Source organism: Caballeronia sp. LP006 (assembly GCF_031450995.1).
GTDB lineage: Bacteria > Pseudomonadota > Gammaproteobacteria > Burkholderiales > Burkholderiaceae > Caballeronia.
Window position 1 is genome coordinate 279,632 of record NZ_JARTVW010000004.1, and the last position, 22,086, is coordinate 301,717.

Here is a 22,086-nt window from a genome sequence, read left to right on the forward strand (position 1 = left end):
TGATGACGCATGCCCCGCACCGCCCGTACCCACGCCGCTGGCGCGCATATTTTACGACACGTAAGGTTGCGAATTACAAAAACCATACGTTTTTATTGCTTCTACCGCAAAGCACTGCAAGCTTTTGAACTGTGCCGCGTCGCTCGGGGTCTGTCCTGAGTACTGCACAAAACGATCAAGGGGCGAACGAGTCATGCCGAACGAGAACAACGAAGCACAGCAATCGAATCCAACGCAATTGAGCGGGCAAAAGCCGGAACAGGCCACGCCGCTTGCCGGCAAGCATCCCGCGCCGCCTTGCACGCTGGTCATCTTCGGCGCGGGCGGCGATCTCACCAAGCGGCTCCTGATGCCCGCGCTCTACAACCTCGCATCGGATGGCCTGCTCGACGACGGCATGCAGATCATCGGCGTCAATCACGGCGAGCGCGAAACCGCCGACTGGCGCGATGAGCTGACGCAGTCGCTACGCAAGTTCGCCGCCGACAAAGCGAGCACGTTCCACACGTCGCAACTCAACGAAAAAGCGTGGAGCTGGGTCACCGAGCGGCTCGAATACTTCGCGGGCGAATTCACCGAAGACGAAACCTTCGAGCGCCTCAAAAGCCGGCTCGCGAAGGCCAAGGGCGGCAACGTCGTGTTCTATCTGGCGGTGAGCTCGCGGTTCTTCGGGCCTATCGTCGAGCATCTCGGCAGCGCGGGCCTGCTGGAAGAGAAGGACGGCAGCTTCCGCCGCCTCGTCATCGAGAAGCCGTTCGGTACCGACCTGGCCACGGCGCAGGAGCTCAATCGCTGCATTCTTTCGTATGCGTCGGAGTCGCAGGTTTATCGCATCGACCATTTTCTCGGCAAGGACACGGTGCAGAGCATTCTCGCCGTGCGCTTCGCCAACGCCATGTTCGAGCCGATGTGGCGGCGCGAGTACATCGATCACGTGCAGATCACGGCGGCGGAAACCATCGGCGTGGAAGGGCGCGGCAGCTTCTACGAACAGACCGGCGCATTTCGCGACATGCTGCCGAACCATCTGTTCCAGTTGCTCGGCATGGTGGCAATGGAGCCGCCCAATTCCTTCGACGCCGAGACCGTGCGCGACAAGAAAGCCGAGGTGTTCGATGCAATCGTGCCGCTGCATCCTAAAGACGTCGTATTCGGCCAGTACGAGGCCGGTCCTGCGGGCAAGGGTTACAAGGAAGAAGACGGCGTCGCGAAAGACAGCCGCACCGAAACCTATGCCGCGGCGCGCGTCTATGTGGACAACTGGCGCTGGGCGGGCGTGCCGTTTTACTTGCGCACTGGCAAGCGTTTAACCGAGCGCCGCACGGAGATTTCGATCTATCTCAAGGCCGTGCCGTTTCGCCTGTTCCGCGACACGCCCGTCGATGAACTCACGCCCAACGTCTTCACGCTGCGTATCGATCCGGCGCACGGCACGAGTTTCGACTTCAACGTGAAGGTGCCGGGACCGATCATGCAGATCGGCGCGGTGCGCTCGGCGTTCAATTACGGCGATTTCTTCGCGGAGCGCGCCAACGTCGGTTACGAGACGCTGCTCTACGACTGCATGCTCGGCGACGAGACGCTGTTTCAGCGCGCGGACAGCATCGAGACGGCATGGGCCGCGGTGGACGACGTACTGCATCCGCATGACGGCGAGGTCGAGGTGCACGGCTATCCGGCCGGTAGCGCGGGGCCCGAGGCATCCGACAAGCTGCTCGCAGCCGATGGCCGCGCGTGGCGCTCGCTTATCGACACCATCAAGAAAACCGACTGATCAAGGGGACGAAAAGCGTGAGCACGACATCCGTAGCGAAAAAAACCAAGAGCCGCACGACCATCGACAAAGGCGCCGCGCGCGCCGAGCGCATTCTCGCCATCGACGTGGGCGGCACGGGCTTGAAAGCCGCGATCATCTCGGAAGAAGGCGAAATGAAGAGCGATCGCCTGCGCGTGGCAACGCCGCATCCGGCGACGCCCGAAGTGCTCGTCGATACGCTCATCAAGCTGGTCGAGCCGCTCGTTGCCGAACCGCCGACGCATATTTCCATCGGCTTTCCGGGCGTGGTGCGCAACAACGTCGTCCTGACCGCGCCCAATCTCGGCAACGAATACTGGAACGGCATCCCGCTCGCGGATTTGATCTCGCAGCGCGTCGGCGGCGTGCCCGTGCGCATGATCAACGATGCCGAAATGCAGGGGCTCGCGGCTATCGAAGGGCGCGGCCTGGAGTTCGTGCTGACGCTTGGCACCGGCGCCGGCACCGCGCTCTTTCGCGACGGCGAACTCATGCCGCATCTGGAACTCGCGCATCATCCAGTGTCGAAGAAGGGCGACGCGTATGACCAATACATCGGCGCGGCGGCGCGCGAGAAGGCGGGCAATAAACGCTGGAACAAGCGCGTTCAGAAGGTCATCGGCATTCTGTCGTCGCTCGTGAATTACGACAAGCTGTGGATCGGCGGCGGCAATGCCGCGAATCTGAAGTTCGAGTTACCGCCGAACGTGGCGGTGGTGTCGAACGCGGCGGGCATCGAAGGCGGCGCGAAGCTCTGGCATCCGCGTTCCGTGCGGGAAACGCGTCAGTTGCCGCATTTCAATGCGCAGCACGCGGACAAGGAAAAGGGAGCGCAAGCATGAGCGCCGCCGATATCCGCTACGGCCTCCATAGCGCAACCGGCGACGGCGCCGCCGCGTTCGAGGCGCTCGCGAAGGTCGAACTCGTCGTCACCGATTGCGACGGCACGCTGCTCTACACCGACAAGACGCTCGGCGACAAAGCCGTCGACGCCGTGCGGCGCCTGCGCGAAGCGGGCGTGCAGTTCACGGTGGCGAGCAGCCGGCCGGGCAAGGGCATGCGTCATATCGTGAAGGCGCTAGGCGTGGATTTGCCGTTTGGGTCCTACAACGGCGGCAGTCTGGTTCAGCCGGGAACGTGGGAAACGTTCGCCGCGCACAAACTGCCGCGCGATGCCGTGCAGACCGCGCTGGACACGCTTGCCGAAACGGGCGTGGATGCCTGGGTGTTCATCGACGATAACTGGTACTTGACCAATCCCGATGGCGAATACGTGCCGCTCGAAACGCGCACCGTGGGCTACGAAGGCGTGCGCGTACAGCGCTTCGACGAACTCGATCTGTCGGCGGTGGACAAGATCGTCGGTTCGACTTCGAATGCGACGCTGATCGAACAGGTCGAGAAACGGTTGGAGGAGCGGCTGAAGGATCGCGCACACGCGGCGCGTTCGCAAACCTATTACCTCGATGTCACGAGCCTCGAAGCTAATAAGGGCGACGCCGTGCGCGAGCTGGCGAAGCGCGCGAATGTGCCGCTGGATCGTGTGGCCGTGCTCGGCGACATGGGCAACGATGTCGCCATGTTCGAGATCGCGGGTGTGTCGATTGCCATGGGGCAAGCGTCGGAGGCCGTGCAACGGCGCGCGAGCCTGGTTTCGGCAAGCAATGACGAAGACGGTTTCGCTATCGGCCTCGACGCCATATTGGCGATGCGGGCCGCTCGATAGCTCGATTAAGCGAAATGTACAGACATCGACGCGTGGCGCAGCCGTGGCGGTTTGCCCGACCGGGCTGGCTAGCGGCCGCGTCGAAGTTGTGAAGATCCGCTCAAGGTAATGCACGCGTTTGCCGCGGATCGGGCGGGCGCGTTCCTGATCAAACCGTTACCGCATGTACGACGTTCCTGCTTAACGACGGCGCATCGGCGCACGCGGGCCGCCGCTGCCTGCGCGTTCGTCCTTGTGCCGGAAGTTGATGCGGCCCTTGGTCAGGTCGTACACCGACAATTCCAGCGTCACGCGGTCGCCCGCGAGAATACGAATGTGGTTTTTGCGCATGCGGCCCGAGGCGTATGCGCCCACGACGACGCCATTGTCCAGCGTCACGCGGTAGCGACTGTCGGGAAGCACTTCATCAACGATACCGTCGAGTTCGAGTAGTTCTTCTTTCGCCATATGGAGCTCCTGTTGAAGTAGTAATCATGGGTGCCGCGCCGTTGCCATAGTGCCTCGCCGCGGAAGTCGCCAAAAAGGCGGGCGGCGCTGCACGGGCGTGGTCGCTGCAGGGCGGCGTGCATCGCAAACAAAGCGCGAAAGCGGTGCCCGACGCGCCCCTGACGATGAGCGCGCCGCGTCTCAATTCAGGCCCGAGAGCTTGACGGACAGAGGCCGGAACGACATGGCGGCTCGGAAGTGAGCGCCTGGCCGGCATGACCGGGACGGCGACATCGGCGTGGCCAAGGCCGTGCAGGACCTTGAATTTTTGCCGACGTGCAGTTGGTGCGGTACAGGTGAAGCTTAGAGTGAACGTGTCGAATGCGCGCTGGCAACAGTCTAGAGGAAATATGAGGCCGTTTCGCGTCAATTCAAGCTACCAGCTCTGAACCGGTGAGCCTGCCGACAGACCCTGAAGCCCCTCGCGCCGACATGTTCTGTTAGACAAATGAAATCGCGTTTTGGTTCCGTTTTGGCGCCAGGCGCGAGCTCTGCAAGACAGCATTATAGCCAACCTGCCTTCTTGAAGCGCCAATATAGTACTAAATCCACCGCTAGCATGACAGCAAGACACGCAGGATAGCCGTAAGCCCAGTCCAGCTCGGGTATGCGATGGAAGTTCATCCCGTAGATGCCGGCGATCATGGTCGGTACGGCAAAGAGCGCGGCGAACGAACCGAGACGCTTGGTTACTTCGCTTTCCGAGAGCGCGATCAGGCCGAGATTCACCTGTATCGCGGTGACGATCATTTCGCGACGTCCTTCGATGGTCTTCACGATTCGCAGCAAGTGATCGTACACATCTCGGAAATATTCCTGCATGCCCGCGCACACCCCCGGCGAGCGTCCGCCATACAGTTTGCTGACTGCTTCGAGCAACGGTGCCGTGTGATGTTGCAGGATCGTCATGCGGCGCTTGAGCGAATAGAGATCTTCGATGATCTCGCGCGAAGCCGTCGAGCCGTTCTGTTCGAAGATGCGCTCCTCGACTTCATCGAGTTCCGAGCCGAGCGATTCCAGCACGGGAAAGTAACGATCGACCACCGCGTCGAGCAGCGCGTACATCACGAACGCCGGACCGTGCTTGAGCAAATGCGGCTCGCGCTCGCAGCGCTTTCTGACTTCCTGAAAGCCTTGCGTTGTCCGGTTACGCACCGAGAGCACATAGTTCTTGCCGACGAATACGTTCATCTCGCCAACGAGCACTTCGCCTTCTTCATCGAACTCGACAGTGTGGAACACGGCGAATAGCGAATCGCCGTATTCCTCGATCTTCGGACGTTGATGCCCGTTTTGCGCGTCTTCAACCGCGAGTTCGTGCAAGCCGAACTGATGCGTCATGTGGGCGAGTTCGCCGGGACCAGGTTCCTTCAATGCAACCCAGATGAAAGAATCGGGCAGATCGCGATAAGCGTTGATATCGTCGATATGCACGTCCGCGAGCTTCCGGCCGTTTTGATAAGCCGCGCAATTGACCAGCATGGGGCGCCCTTGTTGTGTCGATGTCACGGGCCACGCGTCGATGGGCGCTCGGGCCGCGTCATGTACGAGCGACATGCGAGGGCGCGAGCGCGTGGCCTCTTCATCTCTCGAATCTTAGCGGAAATGCCTCGCCTTGCATGCTCGCTGTTTCCCTTGCTGCAAGAACGCGACGCCTTATTTCGCCGAGTAATCGAGCACGGGAATGGGTTCGGGCGCGGGCAGCGTGGCGACGAGGCCGCCTTGCATCGAATCGAGCCGAGTCAGCTTGCCTTCTACGGTCGCGCCGACATCCATGCGCAACTTTTGATAATAGATGTTGCCGTGCACGTGAGCGTTGGACTGAAGCTCGACGAAATTCGCGACGGTGACGTCGCCGACCACGCGTCCGTTGATGATCACATCGTGCGCGACGACGTTGCCGTGAATCGCGCCCTGATCGCTCACGACGAGCAGCGACTCGTCGCCCATGCGGCCCGTCACGTTGCCAGTGACCTGACCGTCCATGCGCAGGCCCTCGCTGAATTCGAGGTCGCCCGAGATATGAACGTTATGCGCGATGAGCGTGGCGAGCTTGGCTTGCTTCACGCCTTGAGTGTCTTTCTTCGATGAAAACATATCGAGTCCTTGCAATGCTGTTTGGATGTGACGAGCGACGCCGGCGGCGCGGCGAGAAGCGCATCAACGCTGTTTCTTGAGGAAGGCGAGATCGGTCTGCAATTTCTCGATCTGCGCGGTGGCCTGCGCCGCGCGTTGTTCGAGCGCCGTGCGCGTCGCGGCTTCCTGTTCGAGCGCGAATTGCGCATGCTGAAGTTGATCGCGCAACGTCTGTTCGGGGGCGGGCGGCGCGCACAGCACGTCGAGCTTGCGCGCCTGTTCGTGCGAAGTCTTGAGCGAATAGCCGGCAGCGCCGAGCGCGGCGATGGCGCAGACCGCGGCGATGACGCCCGGTACGAACGCGAGACTGCGCTTGGGCGTGAGCGAGTAGGTGTGGCGCGCGAGTTGCATCGACGCCCGTTTGGAATCAGCCTTGCGCATGAGCGATGCCCCTGAAAAGCATGAGATAGGGCTTCGGATTGATCTGCGCGCCATCGAGGATCACCTCGAAGTGCAGATGCGGTCCGGTCGAACGCCCCGTGGAACCGACTTCGGCGATCTCTTGTCCCGGCATCACGTACTCGCCCTGATGCACGAGCAGTTTCGATGCATGGCCGTAACGCGTGACGACGCCGTTGCTGTGACGGATATCCACCGCATTGCCATAGCCGGAATGCTCGCCGGCCTGGACCACGCGACCGCCCGCACTCGCGAAAATGGGTGTGCCCGTGGGCGCGACCAGATCCATGCCGGGATGGAAACTGAGCCTGCCGGTGAACGGGTCGAAGCGATTGCCGTAAGGCGAGCCGAAGTGCGAGCCCGGCGCGGGATCGCGGCCGGGGTAGGCCATGTAGGCAGCGTAGTGTGCAAAGGTCTTGTCCTGGAGCAGCGAGAGTTTGTCGCCGATACAGTCGATGATCTGCTCGGCGCGCTTCATGCGCTGCCGGGGCGAGCCGGTCGCGCTGCTGTTCGTATCGCAAAGATGCGGCGGCAATTCGGGGCCGCCCGCGCCATCGAGTGCGGGGCCGCCTTCGTCGCTATCGGGCAGCGGCGGGACGTCGTGGACACCGGGTGCTCCGCCCTCGCCGCCGTTCGCGGCCTTGAGGTGAGCGTCGAAATCGTGCAGTTCGCCGACTTGCGCGGCAAGACTTTCCACGCGCGGCGCGAGTTCGATCAGCGAGGCATTGAGACGGCCGAGTTGTTCGATCTCGTAGGAATTGCGCGAGACGAGCGCGTGTTCCTCGCCGAGATGACTACGCCCGAAGATCGTGCCGATGGCAATGCCGAGCGCGAGCGCCGCGATGAGCAGCGCGATCAGCGCGACGACGGCGATTGCACGCGCGGTACGCGCTTCGACGAAGCGAATGCGCTTGCTCGATACCGATCGCCGTGACCAGATGACGAAAGCCATTAGCGAGACGCGCGAGCAGAACGGGCGTCGTGAGCCCATGCGGATTGAAGCAGGATGAAACTAGGCGAAAGCATGAGGATAGGAGGATCGCGGCGCGGATCGAACATGGAAACCGGCCGGCGATTATGCCGCACGAATGCGCGTATTTGAGGTCTCGAATCAAAATGCTACGAATTCCGTTTTTTGCCTTATTTCTCTCGGAATTAATCAGGATGCCTTGACGTCGACCCACGTCATGTTCGAGTCGCTGCCCATGAGAAACGCGCGGTTGGCGTCCGCTGCTTCGCGCAAGTAATCCCACACTGTCGTGATGCGTCTGAGCTTGCGCAAGTCCTCGCGGCAAGAAAGATAGAACGCCCGCGTCACTTCGACTTGCTCCGGCAACACCGCCACGAGTCGCGCATCCGGCGCGGCCATGAAGCACGGCAGGATGGCGAGCGCGCGGCCCTGCAACGCGGCGAAGTACTGCCCGATCACGCTCGTGCTGCGAAAGCGCGAAACCGCGCCCGGCACCGCGCGCTCCAGATAGAGCAGCTCGTAGCTGAAGGCGAGATCGTCGATATAACTCGCGAAACGATGACGCGGCAGATCGTCCTTCGTCTGGATGCGCGGATGCGCGTCGAGATATTCGGCGGTGGCGTAGAGCTTGAGCCGGTAGTCGCAGAGCTTTGTGTAGACGTACTGGCCTTGCTCCGGGCGTTCGAGCGTGACGGCGATATCCGCTTCGCGTTTCGAGAGACTCACGAAATGCGGCACGGGCAGCAGATCGATGGAAATGTTCGGATGCGCATCTTGAAAGCGCGCGAGTTGCGGCGCGAGAAAGAAGCAGCCGAAACCTTCCGTCGAGCCGACACGCACGTGGCCGGACAGCGCGTGACCCGTGTTGGCGATCTGCTCGGTGGCGGACTGTACCGTGGTCTCGATCGAATCGACGAAACCGAGCAGATGTTGTCCTTCCGCCGTGAGGACGAAACCGCCACTGCGCGATTTATCGAAGAGCAGCGCGCCGAGTGCGTCTTCCAGCACGCGAATGCGCCGCGCGACCGTCGTGTAATCCACGCCCAGCCGCTTGGCGGCGTGGCTCGCGCGCTGCGTGCGGGCAACTTCGAGGAAATAGCGCAGGTCGTCCCAGTTGAGTTTGCTTAGATCGAAGTTCGTGTGTTTTTGCATATCGATCGGGTGTTTTTATGGCGCGTCGATGGACTTTTGCATAACTATACTCAAGGGTACGAGTGCGCTGCATGACGGCGCGCCGATAACGATTTCGGAGACGACATGCTGATTCCCTTGCCGCTGGCCTTCTGGCGCGTCCCGTCGCTTCCGTTCGTCCTTTCTGCATGACATTCCAACAAGGAGACATTCGTGAATATTGCTGCTGAACATCCGGCTCAAGGCGCGGCTCGCGCAGACACGTCGACTCGCACGGCCAAATTGCTGATCGACGGCAAATTCATCGACTCGAAGACTGCGGATTGGCGCGATATCGTCAATCCGGCGACGCAGGAAGTCGTCGGCCGCGTGCCGTTCGCGACCAAGGAAGAAGTCGATGCCGCCGTCACTGCCGCGCACAAGGCGTTTCAGACCTGGCGCACCACACCGCTCGGCGTGCGCATGCGCCTCATGCTGCGCTTTCAGGATTTGGTGAGGCAGAACCTGAAACGCGTGGCGCAGACGCTGACCGCCGAGCAAGGCAAGACGCTGGCCGATGCCGAAGGCGATATCTTCCGCGGCCTCGAAGTCGTCGAACATGCGTGTTCCATCAGCACGCTGCAACAGGGCGAGTTTTCGGAGAACGTCGCGGGCGGCGTGGATACCTACACGCTGCGCCAGCCGATTGGCGTCTGCGCGGGCATCACGCCTTTCAACTTCCCGGCCATGATCCCGCTCTGGATGTTCCCGATGGCGATCGTCTGCGGCAACACTTTCGTGCTGAAGCCATCGGAACAAGATCCGCTTTCGACCATGGAACTGGTCGAACTCGCGGTCGAAGCGGGCATTCCGGCGGGCGTGCTCAACGTCGTGCACGGCGGCAAGGAAGTGGTGGATGCCATCTGCACGCATCCGCTGATCCGCGCGATTTCCTTCGTCGGCTCGACGGCGGTCGGCACGCACGTGTACAACCTCGCAAGCCAGCACGGCAAGCGCGTCCAGTCGATGATGGGCGCCAAGAATCACGCCGTCGTCCTGCCCGACGCCAACAAGGAGCAGACGCTCAACGCGCTCGCGGGCGCGGGTTTCGGCGCGGCGGGACAACGCTGCATGGCGACATCGGTCGCGGTGTTCGTGGGCGCGGCCAAGGACTGGGTGCCGGAACTCGTCGAACGCGCGCGCTCGCTCAAAGTCAACGGCGGCACGGAGCCGAATACGGATGTCGGGCCGGTTGTATCGAAGGCAGCGAAGGAACGCATCCTCGGGCTGATCGGCCAAGGCGTGGAAGAGGGCGCGACGCTCGCGCTCGACGGACGCGACGTGTCGATCGAAGGCTACGAGAGCGGTAACTTCATCGCGCCGACCATTTTCACGGGCGTCACCACCGAGATGACCATCTATAAGCAGGAGATATTCGGGCCGGTGCTGTGCGTGCTGGAAGCCTCGACGCTCGAAGACGCGATCGAACTCGTGAACCGCAATCCGATGGGCAACGGCGTCGGCCTCTTCACGCAAAGCGGCGCGGCGGCGCGCAAGTTCCAGAGCGAGATCGATATCGGTCAAGTCGGCATCAACATTCCGATTCCGGTGCCGGTGCCCGCGTTCAGCTTCACGGGATCGCGCGGCTCGAAGCTCGGCGATCTCGGTCCGTACGGCAAGCAGGTCGTGCAGTTCTATACGCAGACTAAAACCGTGACCGCGCGCTGGTTCGACGACGCCACCGTCAACGACGGCGTCAACACGACCATCGCGTTGCGTTAAACAGGAGACAGCGATGCATATCGGCTTTATCGGACTCGGGCACATGGGTGGCCCGATGGCGGCGAATCTCCTCAAGGCCGGTCACGCGGTGACGGCGTTCGATCTTTCCGCGCCCGCGCTCGATGCGGCGAAAGCGGCAGGCGCGACGCTCGCCGCGCGCCCGAGCGACGCGGTGCGGGACGCGGAAGTGGTCATCACCATGCTGCCCGCCGCCGCGCACGTGAAGGCGGTCTATCTCGGCGATGACGGCGTGCTCGCGGGCGTCAAGGCAGGCGTTCCGCTCGTGGACAGCAGCACGATCGACCCGGCGACCGCGAAGTTCATCGGCGCGGCGGCGGCGAAGCACGGCAATCCGTTCGCGGACGCGCCGGTGTCCGGCGGCGTGGTCGGCGCGCAGGCCGGCACGCTCACCTTCATGGTCGGCGCGGAAGAGGCGCTCTTCGAAACCTTGCGTCCCGTGTTGGCGGGCATGGGTAAAAACATGGTGCGTTGCGGCGAAACCGGAACGGGCCAGATTGCAAAGATCTGCAATAACCTGCTGCTTGGTATTTCGATGATCGGCGTTGCCGAAGCAATGAAACTCGGAGAAACGCTCGGTATCGATCCTTCGAAACTGGCGAGTATCGTCAATACATCGACGGGGCGTTGCTGGAGTTCGGATACGTGTAATCCCTATCCGGGTATTGTCGAAACCGCGCCGGCTTCGCGCGGATATAGCGGCGGCTTCGGTGCGGATCTCATGCTCAAGGATCTCGGCCTCGCCGTCGATGCCGCGCGCGGCGCGAGACAGCCCGTCTTCATGGGCGCTCTGGCACAACAGTTGTATCAGTCGATGAGCCAGCAGGGATTAGGCGGACTCGACTTTTCGGGCATTATCAAGTTATACGGAAAAACCCAGGAGCGGTAACGCAGATTAAGCCATAGGTTAATTAGGCACGCACGTGCGTGCCTAATTCGTCTTAACGTAATAATCGCTTTATTAAGCTGCACTGCACCATGTCGCTTTAAACCCCTTACTGGGTGGAATCATCGGGATAACGATGATTCGCTTTCTCGAAAATTGTCCTATTCTGAAAGCACGACGCCCTTGTACTGTTAAAACACGGCTGCAATGGCGTTACTGGATGCAGGCGATTAGCCCGGCCTGTCGGGCGCTCAGACGAGGAGTACGCGATGCAAGTAACACGACACTTAAATATGGAATTGCGGCACGCCACGCTGCCGACTTATGTAGCCAGCTACTTTTTCCCGTTGCTGTTATTGGCATACGAAATCTGGCGAGTAGGGTCTTACGTTGCGGTCAACGGCTTTAATTTCATGAACTTCAACGCGATGGGTTATGAGTTCGCGCTGATGGTCGCCGTGTTCGCCATGCAGGTCATTGTTGAAATTGCTTTCCTGGCGGGCGCGGTATTGACGAAGCATAAGGACGTGGGGCATCGTCTTGCGAATTTGTCGCTGGGGCTGTTCTGTTCGCTCGTCGTGCTCGGTTTTGACCTTGCACTGCAATATGGCTTGAGCCAAAGCTAAATCACGCGTTCTTGCTCTGAGTCAAAAAGGGCCGGCTGCTTTTGCAGCCGGCCCTTCTCGTTTCAGGCGTTCAATAACCTGCGGCGCTGGGCAATCCCGGTGGCGTCTCCGAGCGTTCTTCATAGCACTTTCTATTCGCATCTTTTAACGCGGTGCGCAATCCTTCTTCGACAACCGGGTGATAGAAAGGCAGCTTCAGCGTTTCGTCCAGCGTCAAGTCGAGTTGCAATGCCCAGGCGAGTAAATGCCCGAGATGTTCCATCGCCGGGCCGCAGCCTTGCGCGCCGCGCAGCTTGCCGGTTTTTGCATCGGCGTAAATATGGAGAAGGCCGCGATTCTGCCGCATCACACGACTGCGTCCTTGCGTCTCGAACGATACTTCGCCCGTCACCGTCATCTGCTTGTCGAGATCGTCGTAGGCTGCGCCGACGATCGCCACCTGCGGCTCGCAGAACACGATGGAAAAGGGCACCTTGCGCTTGACCGGCTTCACGTCCGGGAAGCGCGCGGCATTGTCGCCAGCGAGCTTGCCTTCGTCGGCGGCATCCTGTAGCCAGGGACGGGTGCCGTCGCAATCGCCTGCAATGAAAATCGCGCTCTTGCCGCATTGCATGGTGTTTTCGTCGAAGAGCGGCACGCCCTTGTCGTTCAGCTCGATGCCCGTTTTGCCGAGGTCGAGTGGCTGCAGATTCGGCGCGCGTCCGGTCGCGGCGAGCACGAGATCGAAGCGCTCGATGCGCTCGTCGCCTAGGGGCGGCTTGAAGCGCAGCGTCGGTTGCCCGTCCATGAGCGACATTTCGTCGATCTTCGCATCCGCATCCAGATAGAACTCGTCGGCGAGCGCGGCGGCGAGCGCATCGCGCACGGGCGTGTCGCTGATCGCGCCGACGCCGCCGCCTTTCGCGAACATGAATATTTCGACGCCCAGCCGCGACAGCGCCTGTCCGAGTTCCAGCGCGATCGGTCCCGCGCCGAAGATGGCCATGCGCTTTGGGAACGTGTGCAGTTCGAACAGATCGTCGCTCGTGATGAGTTTGTCCTCGAAGACCTTCAACTCGTCGGGAATCACGGGCGCCGCGCCCGTCGCGATCACGATACTTTTCGCCTCGATGCGCGTCTCGTCGCTAACGACGAGCGTCGTCGGCCCGTCGAAGCGGGCGTGGCCGCGCAGGATCGACCCGTCGGGAAACGACTTCGTTTCCTCGATCACGCTATTCACGAAGTGATCGCGTTCGTGCCGCACATAGTCGAGCACTTGCGCGAGATTGGCATCGAGCGCATGCGTGCCTTCGATACCGCGCGGAGCCAGCGCGTGCGCGTCGTGCAGGCCATTCGCGGCGGCGAGCAAGAGCTTCGACGGCATGCAGCCGATGCGCGCGCACGTCGTTCCCAGTTCGCCGCTTTCAATCACGACGGCCTTCGCGCCAGCCTCGCTTGCCGCGCGAAACGCGGCGAGACCGGCCGTGCCCGCCCCGATCACGGCGACGTCTACTGTGATTGTCTTCATCGTATGTCCCGTTGGTTATGTGGTTGCGGCCCGCTGGCCTTCGTTTGTTGTCGGGACGAACAGATCATCCGTTGTCGGCGAAACCGGGGTAAAGCGTCATGCCGCCGTCGACGAAGAGCGTCGTGCCGATGACGTAATCGCTGTCGTCGGAGGCGAGCCAGACCGCCGCGCGCCCGATGTCTTCCACTTCGCCGACGCGCCCATAAGGCACGAGCGTGAGCAACCGGTCGAGCGCTTCCTGCGTGTCCCACGCGTCCTTGTTGATCGGCGTGCGGATGGCACCGGGCGCGATGGAATTGACGCGGATGCGCAGCGGCGCGACTTCCTGCGCGAGCGACTTCATCATCATCTGAATGCCGCCTTTCGACGATGCGTAGTTCACGTGCCCTGCCCACGGAATGATCTCGTGAACCGAACTCATGCAAATGATCTTGCCGAGCGCCTTCGACACCGGCCGCGGCCCGCGCCGCTGAAACTCGCGTACCGCGCGCTGCGCGGTGAGAAATTGCCCGGTCAGGTTCGTGTCGATAACCCGGCGCCAGTCGTCGAGCGTGAGTTCGGTGAACCTCGCGTCCTTTTGCAGGCCGGAGTTCGCCACGACGATATCCACCGTGCCATAGCGCTTGACGACGGCATCGAACATGGCGTCGGTTTCGTGTTCGTCGGAGACGTCGGCGGCGACGGCGAAGGCATCGCCGCCATTCGCCGTAATCTCGGCGGCGAGCTTTTCGGCAGGTTCCGCGTGCGAGTGATAGTTGATGGCGACTTTCGCGCCGGCATCGGCGAGCGACTGTGCGACACCCGCGCCAATGCCGGAACTCGCGCCCGTGACGAGCGCGATCTGGCCTTCGAGGGATCGTTGCATGAGCGTTTCCGTGTGATTTGCGTCACGTGGCGGCAAGCAAGGTGCGCGCCCGGCACGCTCACGCGCCGAGCAAGCCCTGATAGACCTCCGCGTAGCGCAATGCCGCCGTCTCCCAGCCGAAGTTCTGCGTCATTGCGCGTTTCACGACGGTCTTCCACTCCGTGCGACGCGCTTTCAACGCGAACGCGCGCCGGATTGCACCGACGATTCCCGCGCGGTCGAAGACATCGAAGGTAAAGCCGGTCGCGAGTTCATCCGCGAGATTTTCCAGCGAGCAATCGACGACCGTATCCGCAAGCCCGCCCACGCGATGCACGAGCGGCGGCGCGCCATACGACAGCGCATAAAGCTGCGTGAGTCCGCAAGGCTCGAAGCGCGACGGCACCATGACGACATCGCTGCCCGCGATGATCGAATGCGAGAGCGTTTCGTCGAAACCCAGTTCGACGGCCACCGCGCCCGGATGCGCGAGCGCCGCGTTCTTCATGCCGGTTTCGAGCGCCGGGTCGCCCGTGCCGAGCACGACGAGCTGGCCGCCGCGCTGCACGATATCCGGCACGGCGGAAAGCAGCAGGTCGAGACCCTTCTGCTCGGTCAGGCGGCTGACGACGCCGAAGAGCAGGGCGTCGTCATCGCGCGCGAGGCCCATGCGCTCCTGCAAGGCGGCTTTGCATTTGCTTTTCGCCGATGGCTTCGCGGCCGTGTAGCGCGACGCGATGGAGTCATCGACGGCAGGGCTCCAGATCGAATAATCGACGCCGTTCAGAATCCCGGTGATGTCGTGGGTACGCGACTGCAACAGGCCATGCAGACCCGCGCCGTGGGCTTGCGTCTGGATCTCGCGGGCGTAAGTCGGACTCACCGTGGTAATGCGGTCCGCGTAGTAAAGCCCGGCCTTCAAAAACGAGACATGACTATAGAACTCGACGCCATCGACCGCGAAAAAGTCGCCAGGCAATTGCAGCGCGCCGAACTCGGACGCGGGAAACACGCCCTGATACGCAAGGTTGTGCACCGTCATCACCGTGGCGACGCGCGGCGCGCCTCCACGCTCGAACGCGCGCATGTAGGCGGGCGCGAGGCCCGCATGCCAGTCGTGCGCGTGCACGATCTGCGGCTGCCAAGCGGGATCGGCGCCGCCAGCGATACGTGCCGCGCTCCAGCCGAGCAGCGCGAAGCGCCGGTCGTTGTCCGCATACGGCCGATGCGCGGCATCGAGATAAGGATTGCCCGGACGGTCGTAAAACTGGTCGGCCCGCACGACGTAGACGATCACGCCATGCGGCTGCAACACACCGCGTTCGAGCCGCACATTGCCGGCACCGAACGCAGCGCCCAGATCCGCGACGGGCTCGATGCCGGTGAGACCTTCGAGCACGGCGGGAAAGCCCGGCAGCACCACGCGCGCGTTCGTGCCCAGTTGCGATTGCGCCGGCGGCAGCGCCCCGACTACGTCGGCGAGGCCGCCGGTTTTCAACAGCGGAAACATTTCTGCTGCAACATGCAGCACGCACACGGTCATCGGCGCTCCCGTAGGTTGAGTTGACTACTTCGTGGCTTCAACGATCCGCGAGCCGCTGCAACGCTTCGCGCGTGACGAGCGTGACGCCGGACTCCGTGCGGAAAAAGCGCGCGGCATCGTCGTCCGGATCTTCGCCGATCACGAGACCTTCCGGCACCGTGCAACCGCGATCGATCACCACGCGCTGCAATCGGCAACTCGGTCCTATCGTCACCTGAGGCAACAAGACTGCCTCATTGATGTTACAGAATGAGTGCACCCGCACCGCCGACGAGAACACCGACTTCGAAACTTGCGAACCCGAGATCACGCAGCCGCCGCAGACGAGCAGATTGGTGATCGCGCCCTGCTGGCCGTTGAGATCGCGCACGAACTTGCCTGGTGGCAACTGTTCCTGATTGGTCCAGATCGGCCATTTGCGGTCGTACAAATCCAGTTCGGGGATGGTCGATGCAAGGTCGAGGTTTGCGGCCCAGTATGCATCCACGGTGCCGACATCGCGCCAGTAAGCGGGCGCTTCGGGATCGGCGCTGGAGGTCACGCACGACATGCTGAACGGATGCGCGATGGCCGTGCCGCTCGTCACCACGCGCGGAATGATGTCCTTGCCGAAGTCGTGATCCGTGTTCGACGCGGCGATGTTCTCTTCGAGCAGGTGGTAGAGATACTTCGCGCTGAACACGTAGATGCCCATGCTCGCGAGCGCCACGTCGGGCTTGCCGGGCATGGCGGGCGGATCGGCGGGCTTCTCCAGGAAGTCCGTCACGCGGCGATTTTCGTCGACATGCATCACGCCGAAGGCGGTCGCGTCCATGCGCGGCACTTCGATGCAGCCGACCGTGCAATCCGCGCCGCTCTCCACGTGGTCGAGCACCATGCGCGTGTAATCCATCTTGTAGATGTGATCGCCCGCCAGCACGATGATGAACTCCGGCGCAATCGACCGGATGATGTCGAGGTTCTGGAACACGGCGTCGGCCGTGCCGCGATACCAGCTCGAATCGACGCGCTGCTGCGCCGGCCAGATATCGATGAACTCGTTGAACTCGCCGCGAAGGAAACCCCAGCCGCGCTGAAGATGGCGCAACAGCGAGTGAGCCTTGTATTGCGTGACGACGGCAATACGGCGGATGCCCGAGTTGAGGCAGTTGGATAAAGCGAAATCGACGATGCGGTACTTGCCGCCGAAATGCACGGCAGGTTTGACGCGCCTGTCGGTAAGCGGTCCGAGACGAGTGCCGCGCCCTCCGGCGAGGACGATTGCCAGGGTCGACTTTTGCAAATCGGTGCGATTCTTTGACGACGTCTCCATGTCAGCTCCTGATTTGACCTGCGACTAGTGAATTGATGCTGCTCTCTTGTTCGTCCTCGTATGCTGGCGGCGCGCGAGCTCGCTGGCTTGGGGTAGGTCCATGAGTTCGCGCGCACGAACAGGGTGGAAGCATTATCCGGTGCGCGTCGGCATTCGTGTACCGATGTCGCTCTTTTTTTGTTCCACCGATCCGCGCTGCCGCGCTCAGTGCACGGAATGCTGGCGGCATTTTCGAGCAAACAGCGTGCCGAACGCCCGTGCGGCGGCCTTCTCGGGTGTTGCAGTTGCGCAATTTATCGTGCGTGGACGATGCCGCGGTGCGTTAAGGCACGGCACAATACGGCTATGCAAGCTTCGCGATCAACACGCAAACGCTTGCGAGCACGAAGAGAAGCCGCATGCCATGCGGCATTCTCCTGACCGAACAAGCCGCACCCGGGAATCAAAAACATGAACAACGTCCTGAGTATCCAGTCGCATGTGGTGTTCGGCCACGCCGGCAATAGCGCGGCGGTTTTCCCAATGCGCCGTCTCGGCGTCAACGTCTGGCCGCTCAACACGGTGCAGTTCTCCAATCACACGCAATATGGCCGCTGGACCGGTAGCGTGGTCGACGCCGACGAGCTTCAGAGCGTGATCGAAGGTATCGGCGCGATCGGCGTGCTCGGCCGCTGCAACGCCGTGCTGTCGGGCTTTCTCGGCGCGACCGAGCAAGGCCGCGCGGTGGTCGAGATCGTGAAGATGGTGAAGGCGGTGAATCCGCGCGCGCTCTTCTTTTGCGATCCGGTCATGGGCGTGACGGGCGGCTGCACGGTGGCGCCGGGCATCGAAGACTTCCTCGTGACGACCATGCCCGAAGTCGCCGATGCCATGATGCCCAATCACCTCGAACTCGAAAAGCTCGCGGGCCGGCCGATCGAGACGGTGGAAGAAGCCGTCGATGCCTGCCGCGAAGTCATCGCGCGCGGGCCGCGCACGCTGCTCGTCAAGCATCTGCTCGACCGCAACAGTCGCGCCGATACCTTCAACATGCTGGCCGTGAACGCGCACGAAGCGTGGTTCGCGCAGCGTCCGCTGTATCCGTTCGCGCGTCAGCCAGTGGGCGTCGGCGATCTGACGAGCGGTGTGTTCGTCGCGCGCACCTTGCAGGGCGATTCCTTGCGCCACGCGCTCGAACACACGCTCGCGGCCGTCAACGCGGTGGTGAAGACGACTTACGATGCAGGGCGTTACGAGCTGGAGATCGTCGCCTCGCAGGACGAGATCGCAAAGCCCACCGACTGGTTTCCGGCCATTCGCGTGTCGGGCACCGAGATGGCGCGGCGATAGTCCGGCCACGCGCCCCGTATTTACCCTTGGTTGGCTGACAGGACGCGCGGTTGCTTTTGACAAGCCGCCAGATGGGCGTCGATGATTCACCGACTCTCACTCATGGAAGCGCGACATGGCAAAGGCATTCGCATCCCAGGCGGACCTGGAAGAGAAGAAGATCACCTTCACGCAGCTCTCCGAGAACGCCTACGCCTATACGGCAGAAGGCGATCCGAACTCGGGCGTGATCGTCGGCGACGACGCCGTGCTGATCGTCGATACGACCGCGACGCCCGCAATGGCGCAGGATCTCATCGCGAAGATTCGCAGCGTCACCGACAAGCCGATCAAGTACGTCGTGCTGTCGCACTATCACGCGGTGCGCGTGCTGGGCGCATCGGCGTATTTCGCGGAAGGCGCGCAGCAGGTCATCGCGAGCCGAGGCACGTACGAGATGATCGTCGAGCGCGGCGAGGCGGACATGAAGTCGGAGATCGAGCGCTTTCCGCGCCTCTTTGCAGGCGTCGAGACGGTGCCGGGCCTGACATGGCCCACGCTCGTGTTCGATCGCGAGATCACGCTTTGGCTAGGCAAGCTCGAAGTGCGCATCGCGCATCTCGGCGCGGGTCACACGAAGGGCGATACGGTCGTATGGCTGCCATCGCAGGACGTGCTGTTTTCGGGCGATCTGGTCGAATACGACGCCGCGTGTTATTGCGGCGATGCCCAGCTCGCGCAATGGCCCACGACGCTCGAAGCGTTGCGCGCGCTGAATGCGCGGAAGCTCGTGCCGGGCCGTGGCCCCGCGTTGCTCACGCCTCAAGATGTGCACAAGGGTCTCGACTACACGAAGGACTTCGTCACGACACTGCTTGCCGCCGGGCGCGAAGCCGTTGCGCAACGACTCGACCTCAAGGGCGCGATGGCGCTCGCACGCAAGTCGATGGACCCGAAGTTCGGCCACGTCTTCATCTACGAGCATTGCCTGCCTTTCGATGTCTCGCGCGCCTTCGACGAAGCGAGCGGCATCACGCATCCGCGTATCTGGACCGCCGAGCGCGACAAGGAAATGTGGACCGCGTTGCAGGAATGACGCGCGCGGCCGTTCGCGTTTGGTCGTCAATCACGCGGTCGCGGCGGCTGCGGCCATTGCCTTGAAGTTCTCCGGCGTGGCGAATGCGAGGTACTGCGCCTGCATGTCGGGCGTGAGGAATTCGAGCATCGTCGAGTTTTCGATCCATAGTTCGATTACGTCGAAGAAATTGCGGCCGCGCGTGCAGCGCACCGCGCGCCAGCCTTCGCGTTCGCCGATGGCGATCACTTGCGCCGCGTCCATCTGCGTGGCAATCGCCATATGAAACGCGCTGTATTGCGGACGGTCGACCTTGCCCGCGCCAAAACTCACGCTGGTTTCCGCGCCGCCGCCGGGCGTGATGACGCGATCGCCCGGATAAACTTCGATGATGCTGCCGCGGTCATCGCCGGCGACGGCCATCCACGAGTCGGGAAACGATGGAAACGGCGCGGCGAAACCGTTCCAGAGTTCGGCGAGCACGTTGGCGACGTGTTGTGGATCGCGGGCGGGAATAGATGCGTGGTAGATCATCGCGAAGGTCTCCGGTGGCTTTGAGGAAGATCGACGGCGATGCTTTCATGCTTCGCAAGTGGCTGTCAATTGGCACTGCTACGAAGCGCGGATGAGTGCTTAATTTTGGCGTTATTTTGTCACTAAGCGCTGATAGAAAAACGCTTGAAGTGTCTGAGGAAAATCCGTCGATTAGTTAGCAAGACAGACGGATAAAAAAATGCCGCCCGGGGTAGGCGGCGAGAGCGCGTCCAGTTGAAATCCCGTTAGGGTGAACGCGTGAGGAGACAACATTGAGGAGTATGGCAAACGCCCGCGCGGCGCTCAACCTCGATTCGGAAGCACACCATTTCATGGTCGTCGTGATTCCGTTCAGGCTGAAACCTCGTCGTCGCAAGGTTCATTGCTTGAGTAAGCGCTTCGGAACGATGTGCATCATCGTTGCGCTTTCAAACATATCTTTGCGTTTCTGAACGCGCGCAACGCCATGCGTTGGCTACACTGATAATCCGCTTCGTTTCCACGCTTCATTCATGCCTTGTCTGCTCGTTGATTCATTCGATTTCAAGCAGTATCCCGACGCGAACCACGCACTCAAGCACGCTTTGGAAATACGTGATTCCGGCGATTGGGCGTTGCTCGAGCACTTCTGTGCAAACGCGCTGCAGTGCTTTCCTGGCGATGTCGAACTGTCCTGGCAACTCAGTCATAGTCACTGGATGCGGCATGACTGCATGAAGGCCGAAGCGGTCATGCGCGATGCCGCAAGGCTGCATCCGGACAACGGTCTCGTCACGGGCGCGATCGCGATGTATCTGAACGAAGAGGCGCGTTATGAGGAAGCGGAAGCGCTTTACCGCCAGGCTATTGTGCAGAGTCCAAATGCGCCGCATCTCCCGATTGATCTAGCCGATCTCGAATTGCGTCGCGGCGCGTGGCGTGACGGCTGGACGCGCTTCGAACATCGTTTGACTAACCCGCATCATGGCGACAAGAGCGTCGTCACCCGCGTGGAACGTGAAGCGCCGCGCTGGCGCGGTGAATCGCTCGCGGGAAGGCGCGTGGTTGTGTATAGCGAGATCGGTCATGGCGACGATATCCAGTTCGTGCGTCTATATCCGCGATTCGCAGAGTTGGTGCGCGCGCACGGCGGCGAGCCGATGCTGGCTGTGCGCCATGTCCTTCACTCGCTCATCGAGCGTGTCGTGCCTGATTGCGTGCTGGTCGCGGAACATGCATTCAGCGGCTGCGATTACTCCATACCCATGATGAGCATGCCGTTCTGGCTAGGCTTGATGCCGGCGGAAATCGAGGGCCGCGCGTATCTGCATGCCGATGCGGAACGCGTTGCGGCGTGGCGCTGCTTGCTCGAAGAAGAAGGCGCCGATAACTTGCGTGTCGGCATCGTCTGGGCGGGCAGTCCGACGCATCGGCGCGATGGTCAACGCAGCATTCCCGTCGATGCGCTTGCGCCGCTTTGGCGTCTGTCGAACGTGACGTTTTATCCGGTTGCTCCCGGCCGCGATGACGATATCGCAAAGATGCGCGCGGCAGGTGCGTGTGTCGTCGAGGTTGCGCAGCGCTATCGAGACAATTTTCATGACTCCGCTGCATTGCTCACGGCGCTGGACGTATTGGTGACTATCGATAGTTCGCCCTTGCATCTCGGTGGCGCGCTTGGGCGGCCGGTGCTGGCGATGATCGATCTTGCATCGCACTGGTGTTGGGGAACCGGCGAGACGCAGCCGTGGTACGACTCGGTGCAACTGCTGCGTCAGCATGCGGCGGGCGACTGGCGGCCCGTTGTGGAACGCGTTGCGGATGAACTGGCGCAACGCGTCCGCATGCATCAAAGGACGGCGGGCAAATGAGTCGACCCGCCGTTGCCGCTCATGAGCACTCGTTGGCAGGCATGGGCCGCGCATAGCCGCGCTGGGCGGAATGGATGGTGGTCACGCACTGACCGTCTTGCGGTTCAAGCGCGCTGTCGATATCGCGCGTGGCGCCGTCGTGCATCTTCATGCTGTAGCGACTCTCGCGGTGCGCTCCG

21 protein-coding genes are annotated in these 22,086 nt (G+C 61.9%); 9 read left to right on the forward strand and 12 right to left on the reverse strand.

Features of this window, described 5'->3' with window-relative positions; genetic code table 11:
• Positions 1 to 193 precede the first annotated feature (193 nt).
• From zwf to P9250_RS11430, 3 genes are read left to right on the forward strand one after another with little or no spacing between them, the layout of a single operon-like run.
• Complete coding sequence (gene zwf / locus P9250_RS11420; RefSeq protein WP_310393060.1) at positions 194 to 1,774, forward strand: glucose-6-phosphate dehydrogenase; 1,581 nt, start codon at positions 194 to 196, stop codon at positions 1,772 to 1,774.
• Positions 1,775 to 1,791: 17 nt separating this feature from the next.
• Complete coding sequence (locus tag P9250_RS11425) at positions 1,792 to 2,637, forward strand: ROK family protein (RefSeq protein ID WP_250526624.1); 846 nt, start codon at positions 1,792 to 1,794, stop codon at positions 2,635 to 2,637.
• Complete coding sequence (locus P9250_RS11430; RefSeq protein ID WP_310393061.1) at positions 2,634 to 3,521, forward strand: HAD family hydrolase; 888 nt, start codon at positions 2,634 to 2,636, stop codon at positions 3,519 to 3,521. Before P9250_RS11425 ends, P9250_RS11430 begins: the two co-directional genes overlap by 4 nt.
• 180 nt (positions 3,522 to 3,701) lie before the next feature.
• On the opposite strand, the gene infA is transcribed toward P9250_RS11430, so the two are convergent.
• From infA to P9250_RS11460, 6 genes are all read right to left on the reverse strand, one after another.
• On the reverse strand, positions 3,702 to 3,968 hold the full coding sequence (gene infA / locus P9250_RS11435) for a translation initiation factor IF-1 (RefSeq protein WP_244828391.1): 267 nt from the start codon (positions 3,966 to 3,968) through the stop codon (positions 3,702 to 3,704).
• A 543-nt stretch (positions 3,969 to 4,511) separates the two neighbouring features.
• On the reverse strand, positions 4,512 to 5,489 hold the full coding sequence (gene corA, locus P9250_RS11440; protein WP_244829707.1) for a magnesium/cobalt transporter CorA: 978 nt from the start codon (positions 5,487 to 5,489) through the stop codon (positions 4,512 to 4,514).
• A 174-nt stretch (positions 5,490 to 5,663) separates the two neighbouring features.
• Complete coding sequence (locus P9250_RS11445; protein ID WP_244828389.1) at positions 5,664 to 6,104, reverse strand: polymer-forming cytoskeletal protein; 441 nt, start codon at positions 6,102 to 6,104, stop codon at positions 5,664 to 5,666.
• A 63-nt stretch (positions 6,105 to 6,167) separates the two neighbouring features.
• The gene (locus P9250_RS11450; protein WP_244828388.1) at positions 6,168 to 6,524 is read right to left on the reverse strand and encodes a hypothetical protein; all 357 of its coding nucleotides are present in this window, start codon (positions 6,522 to 6,524) and stop codon (positions 6,168 to 6,170) included.
• Positions 6,511 to 7,494: a M23 family metallopeptidase gene (locus tag P9250_RS11455; protein ID WP_310393063.1), complete on the reverse strand. Its 984-nt coding sequence runs from the start codon at positions 7,492 to 7,494 to the stop codon at positions 6,511 to 6,513. The genes P9250_RS11450 and P9250_RS11455 overlap by 14 nt, the downstream gene beginning before the upstream one ends.
• A gap of 207 nt (positions 7,495 to 7,701) precedes the next feature.
• Positions 7,702 to 8,664, reverse strand: a complete 963-nt coding sequence (locus P9250_RS11460) for a LysR family transcriptional regulator (RefSeq protein ID WP_250466796.1) — start codon at positions 8,662 to 8,664, stop codon at positions 7,702 to 7,704.
• A gap of 192 nt (positions 8,665 to 8,856) precedes the next feature.
• Here P9250_RS11460 and P9250_RS11465 point away from each other — a divergent pair, with 192 nt between their 5' ends.
• From P9250_RS11465 to P9250_RS11475, 3 genes are all read left to right on the forward strand, one after another.
• On the forward strand, positions 8,857 to 10,404 hold the full coding sequence (locus P9250_RS11465; protein WP_310393065.1) for a CoA-acylating methylmalonate-semialdehyde dehydrogenase: 1,548 nt from the start codon (positions 8,857 to 8,859) through the stop codon (positions 10,402 to 10,404).
• A 13-nt stretch (positions 10,405 to 10,417) separates the two neighbouring features.
• A complete protein-coding gene (gene mmsB, locus P9250_RS11470) occupies positions 10,418 to 11,311 on the forward strand; it encodes a 3-hydroxyisobutyrate dehydrogenase (protein WP_310393067.1) in 894 nt (297 codons plus the stop codon).
• Between the two features lie 266 nt (positions 11,312 to 11,577).
• Positions 11,578 to 11,934 carry a hypothetical protein gene (locus P9250_RS11475; protein WP_310393069.1) on the forward strand — a complete coding sequence of 119 codons (357 nt, stop codon included), beginning with the start codon at positions 11,578 to 11,580 and terminating at the stop codon, positions 11,932 to 11,934.
• A gap of 70 nt (positions 11,935 to 12,004) precedes the next feature.
• Here P9250_RS11475 and P9250_RS11480 read toward each other — a convergent pair whose 3' ends face one another.
• The 4 genes from P9250_RS11480 to glgC form a co-directional block, all read right to left on the reverse strand.
• Positions 12,005 to 13,441: a dihydrolipoyl dehydrogenase gene (locus P9250_RS11480; RefSeq protein WP_310393071.1), complete on the reverse strand. Its 1,437-nt coding sequence runs from the start codon at positions 13,439 to 13,441 to the stop codon at positions 12,005 to 12,007.
• A gap of 64 nt (positions 13,442 to 13,505) precedes the next feature.
• Positions 13,506 to 14,306 carry an SDR family oxidoreductase gene (locus P9250_RS11485; protein ID WP_244828381.1) on the reverse strand — a complete coding sequence of 267 codons (801 nt, stop codon included), beginning with the start codon at positions 14,304 to 14,306 and terminating at the stop codon, positions 13,506 to 13,508.
• A 58-nt stretch (positions 14,307 to 14,364) separates the two neighbouring features.
• The gene (gene glgA, locus P9250_RS11490; protein ID WP_310393073.1) at positions 14,365 to 15,828 is read right to left on the reverse strand and encodes a glycogen synthase GlgA; all 1,464 of its coding nucleotides are present in this window, start codon (positions 15,826 to 15,828) and stop codon (positions 14,365 to 14,367) included.
• A 37-nt stretch (positions 15,829 to 15,865) separates the two neighbouring features.
• Positions 15,866 to 17,140 (reverse strand): glucose-1-phosphate adenylyltransferase, encoded by a 1,275-nt coding sequence (gene glgC, locus P9250_RS11495; RefSeq protein ID WP_244828377.1) that lies wholly within the window; start codon positions 17,138 to 17,140, stop codon positions 15,866 to 15,868.
• A gap of 450 nt (positions 17,141 to 17,590) precedes the next feature.
• Between glgC and pdxY the strand changes: the two genes are divergently transcribed.
• Together pdxY and P9250_RS11505 are read left to right on the forward strand one after the other, a co-directional pair.
• Entirely contained in the window at positions 17,591 to 18,469 is an 879-nt protein-coding gene (gene pdxY, locus P9250_RS11500; protein ID WP_244828375.1) for a pyridoxal kinase PdxY, read from the forward strand.
• Positions 18,470 to 18,584: 115 nt separating this feature from the next.
• Positions 18,585 to 19,544 (forward strand): MBL fold metallo-hydrolase, encoded by a 960-nt coding sequence (locus P9250_RS11505; RefSeq protein ID WP_309960588.1) that lies wholly within the window; start codon positions 18,585 to 18,587, stop codon positions 19,542 to 19,544.
• A gap of 30 nt (positions 19,545 to 19,574) precedes the next feature.
• Here P9250_RS11505 and P9250_RS11510 read toward each other — a convergent pair whose 3' ends face one another.
• Positions 19,575 to 20,057 (reverse strand): hypothetical protein, encoded by a 483-nt coding sequence (locus P9250_RS11510; RefSeq protein ID WP_244828372.1) that lies wholly within the window; start codon positions 20,055 to 20,057, stop codon positions 19,575 to 19,577.
• A 512-nt stretch (positions 20,058 to 20,569) separates the two neighbouring features.
• On the opposite strand from P9250_RS11510, the gene P9250_RS11515 reads away from it, so the two are divergent.
• Positions 20,570 to 21,907 (forward strand): hypothetical protein, encoded by a 1,338-nt coding sequence (locus tag P9250_RS11515; protein WP_310393076.1) that lies wholly within the window; start codon positions 20,570 to 20,572, stop codon positions 21,905 to 21,907.
• Between the two features lie 19 nt (positions 21,908 to 21,926).
• On the opposite strand, the gene P9250_RS11520 is transcribed toward P9250_RS11515, so the two are convergent.
• Complete coding sequence (locus tag P9250_RS11520) at positions 21,927 to 22,058, reverse strand: hypothetical protein (protein ID WP_310393078.1); 132 nt, start codon at positions 22,056 to 22,058, stop codon at positions 21,927 to 21,929.
• Positions 22,059 to 22,086: the final 28 nt, after the last annotated feature.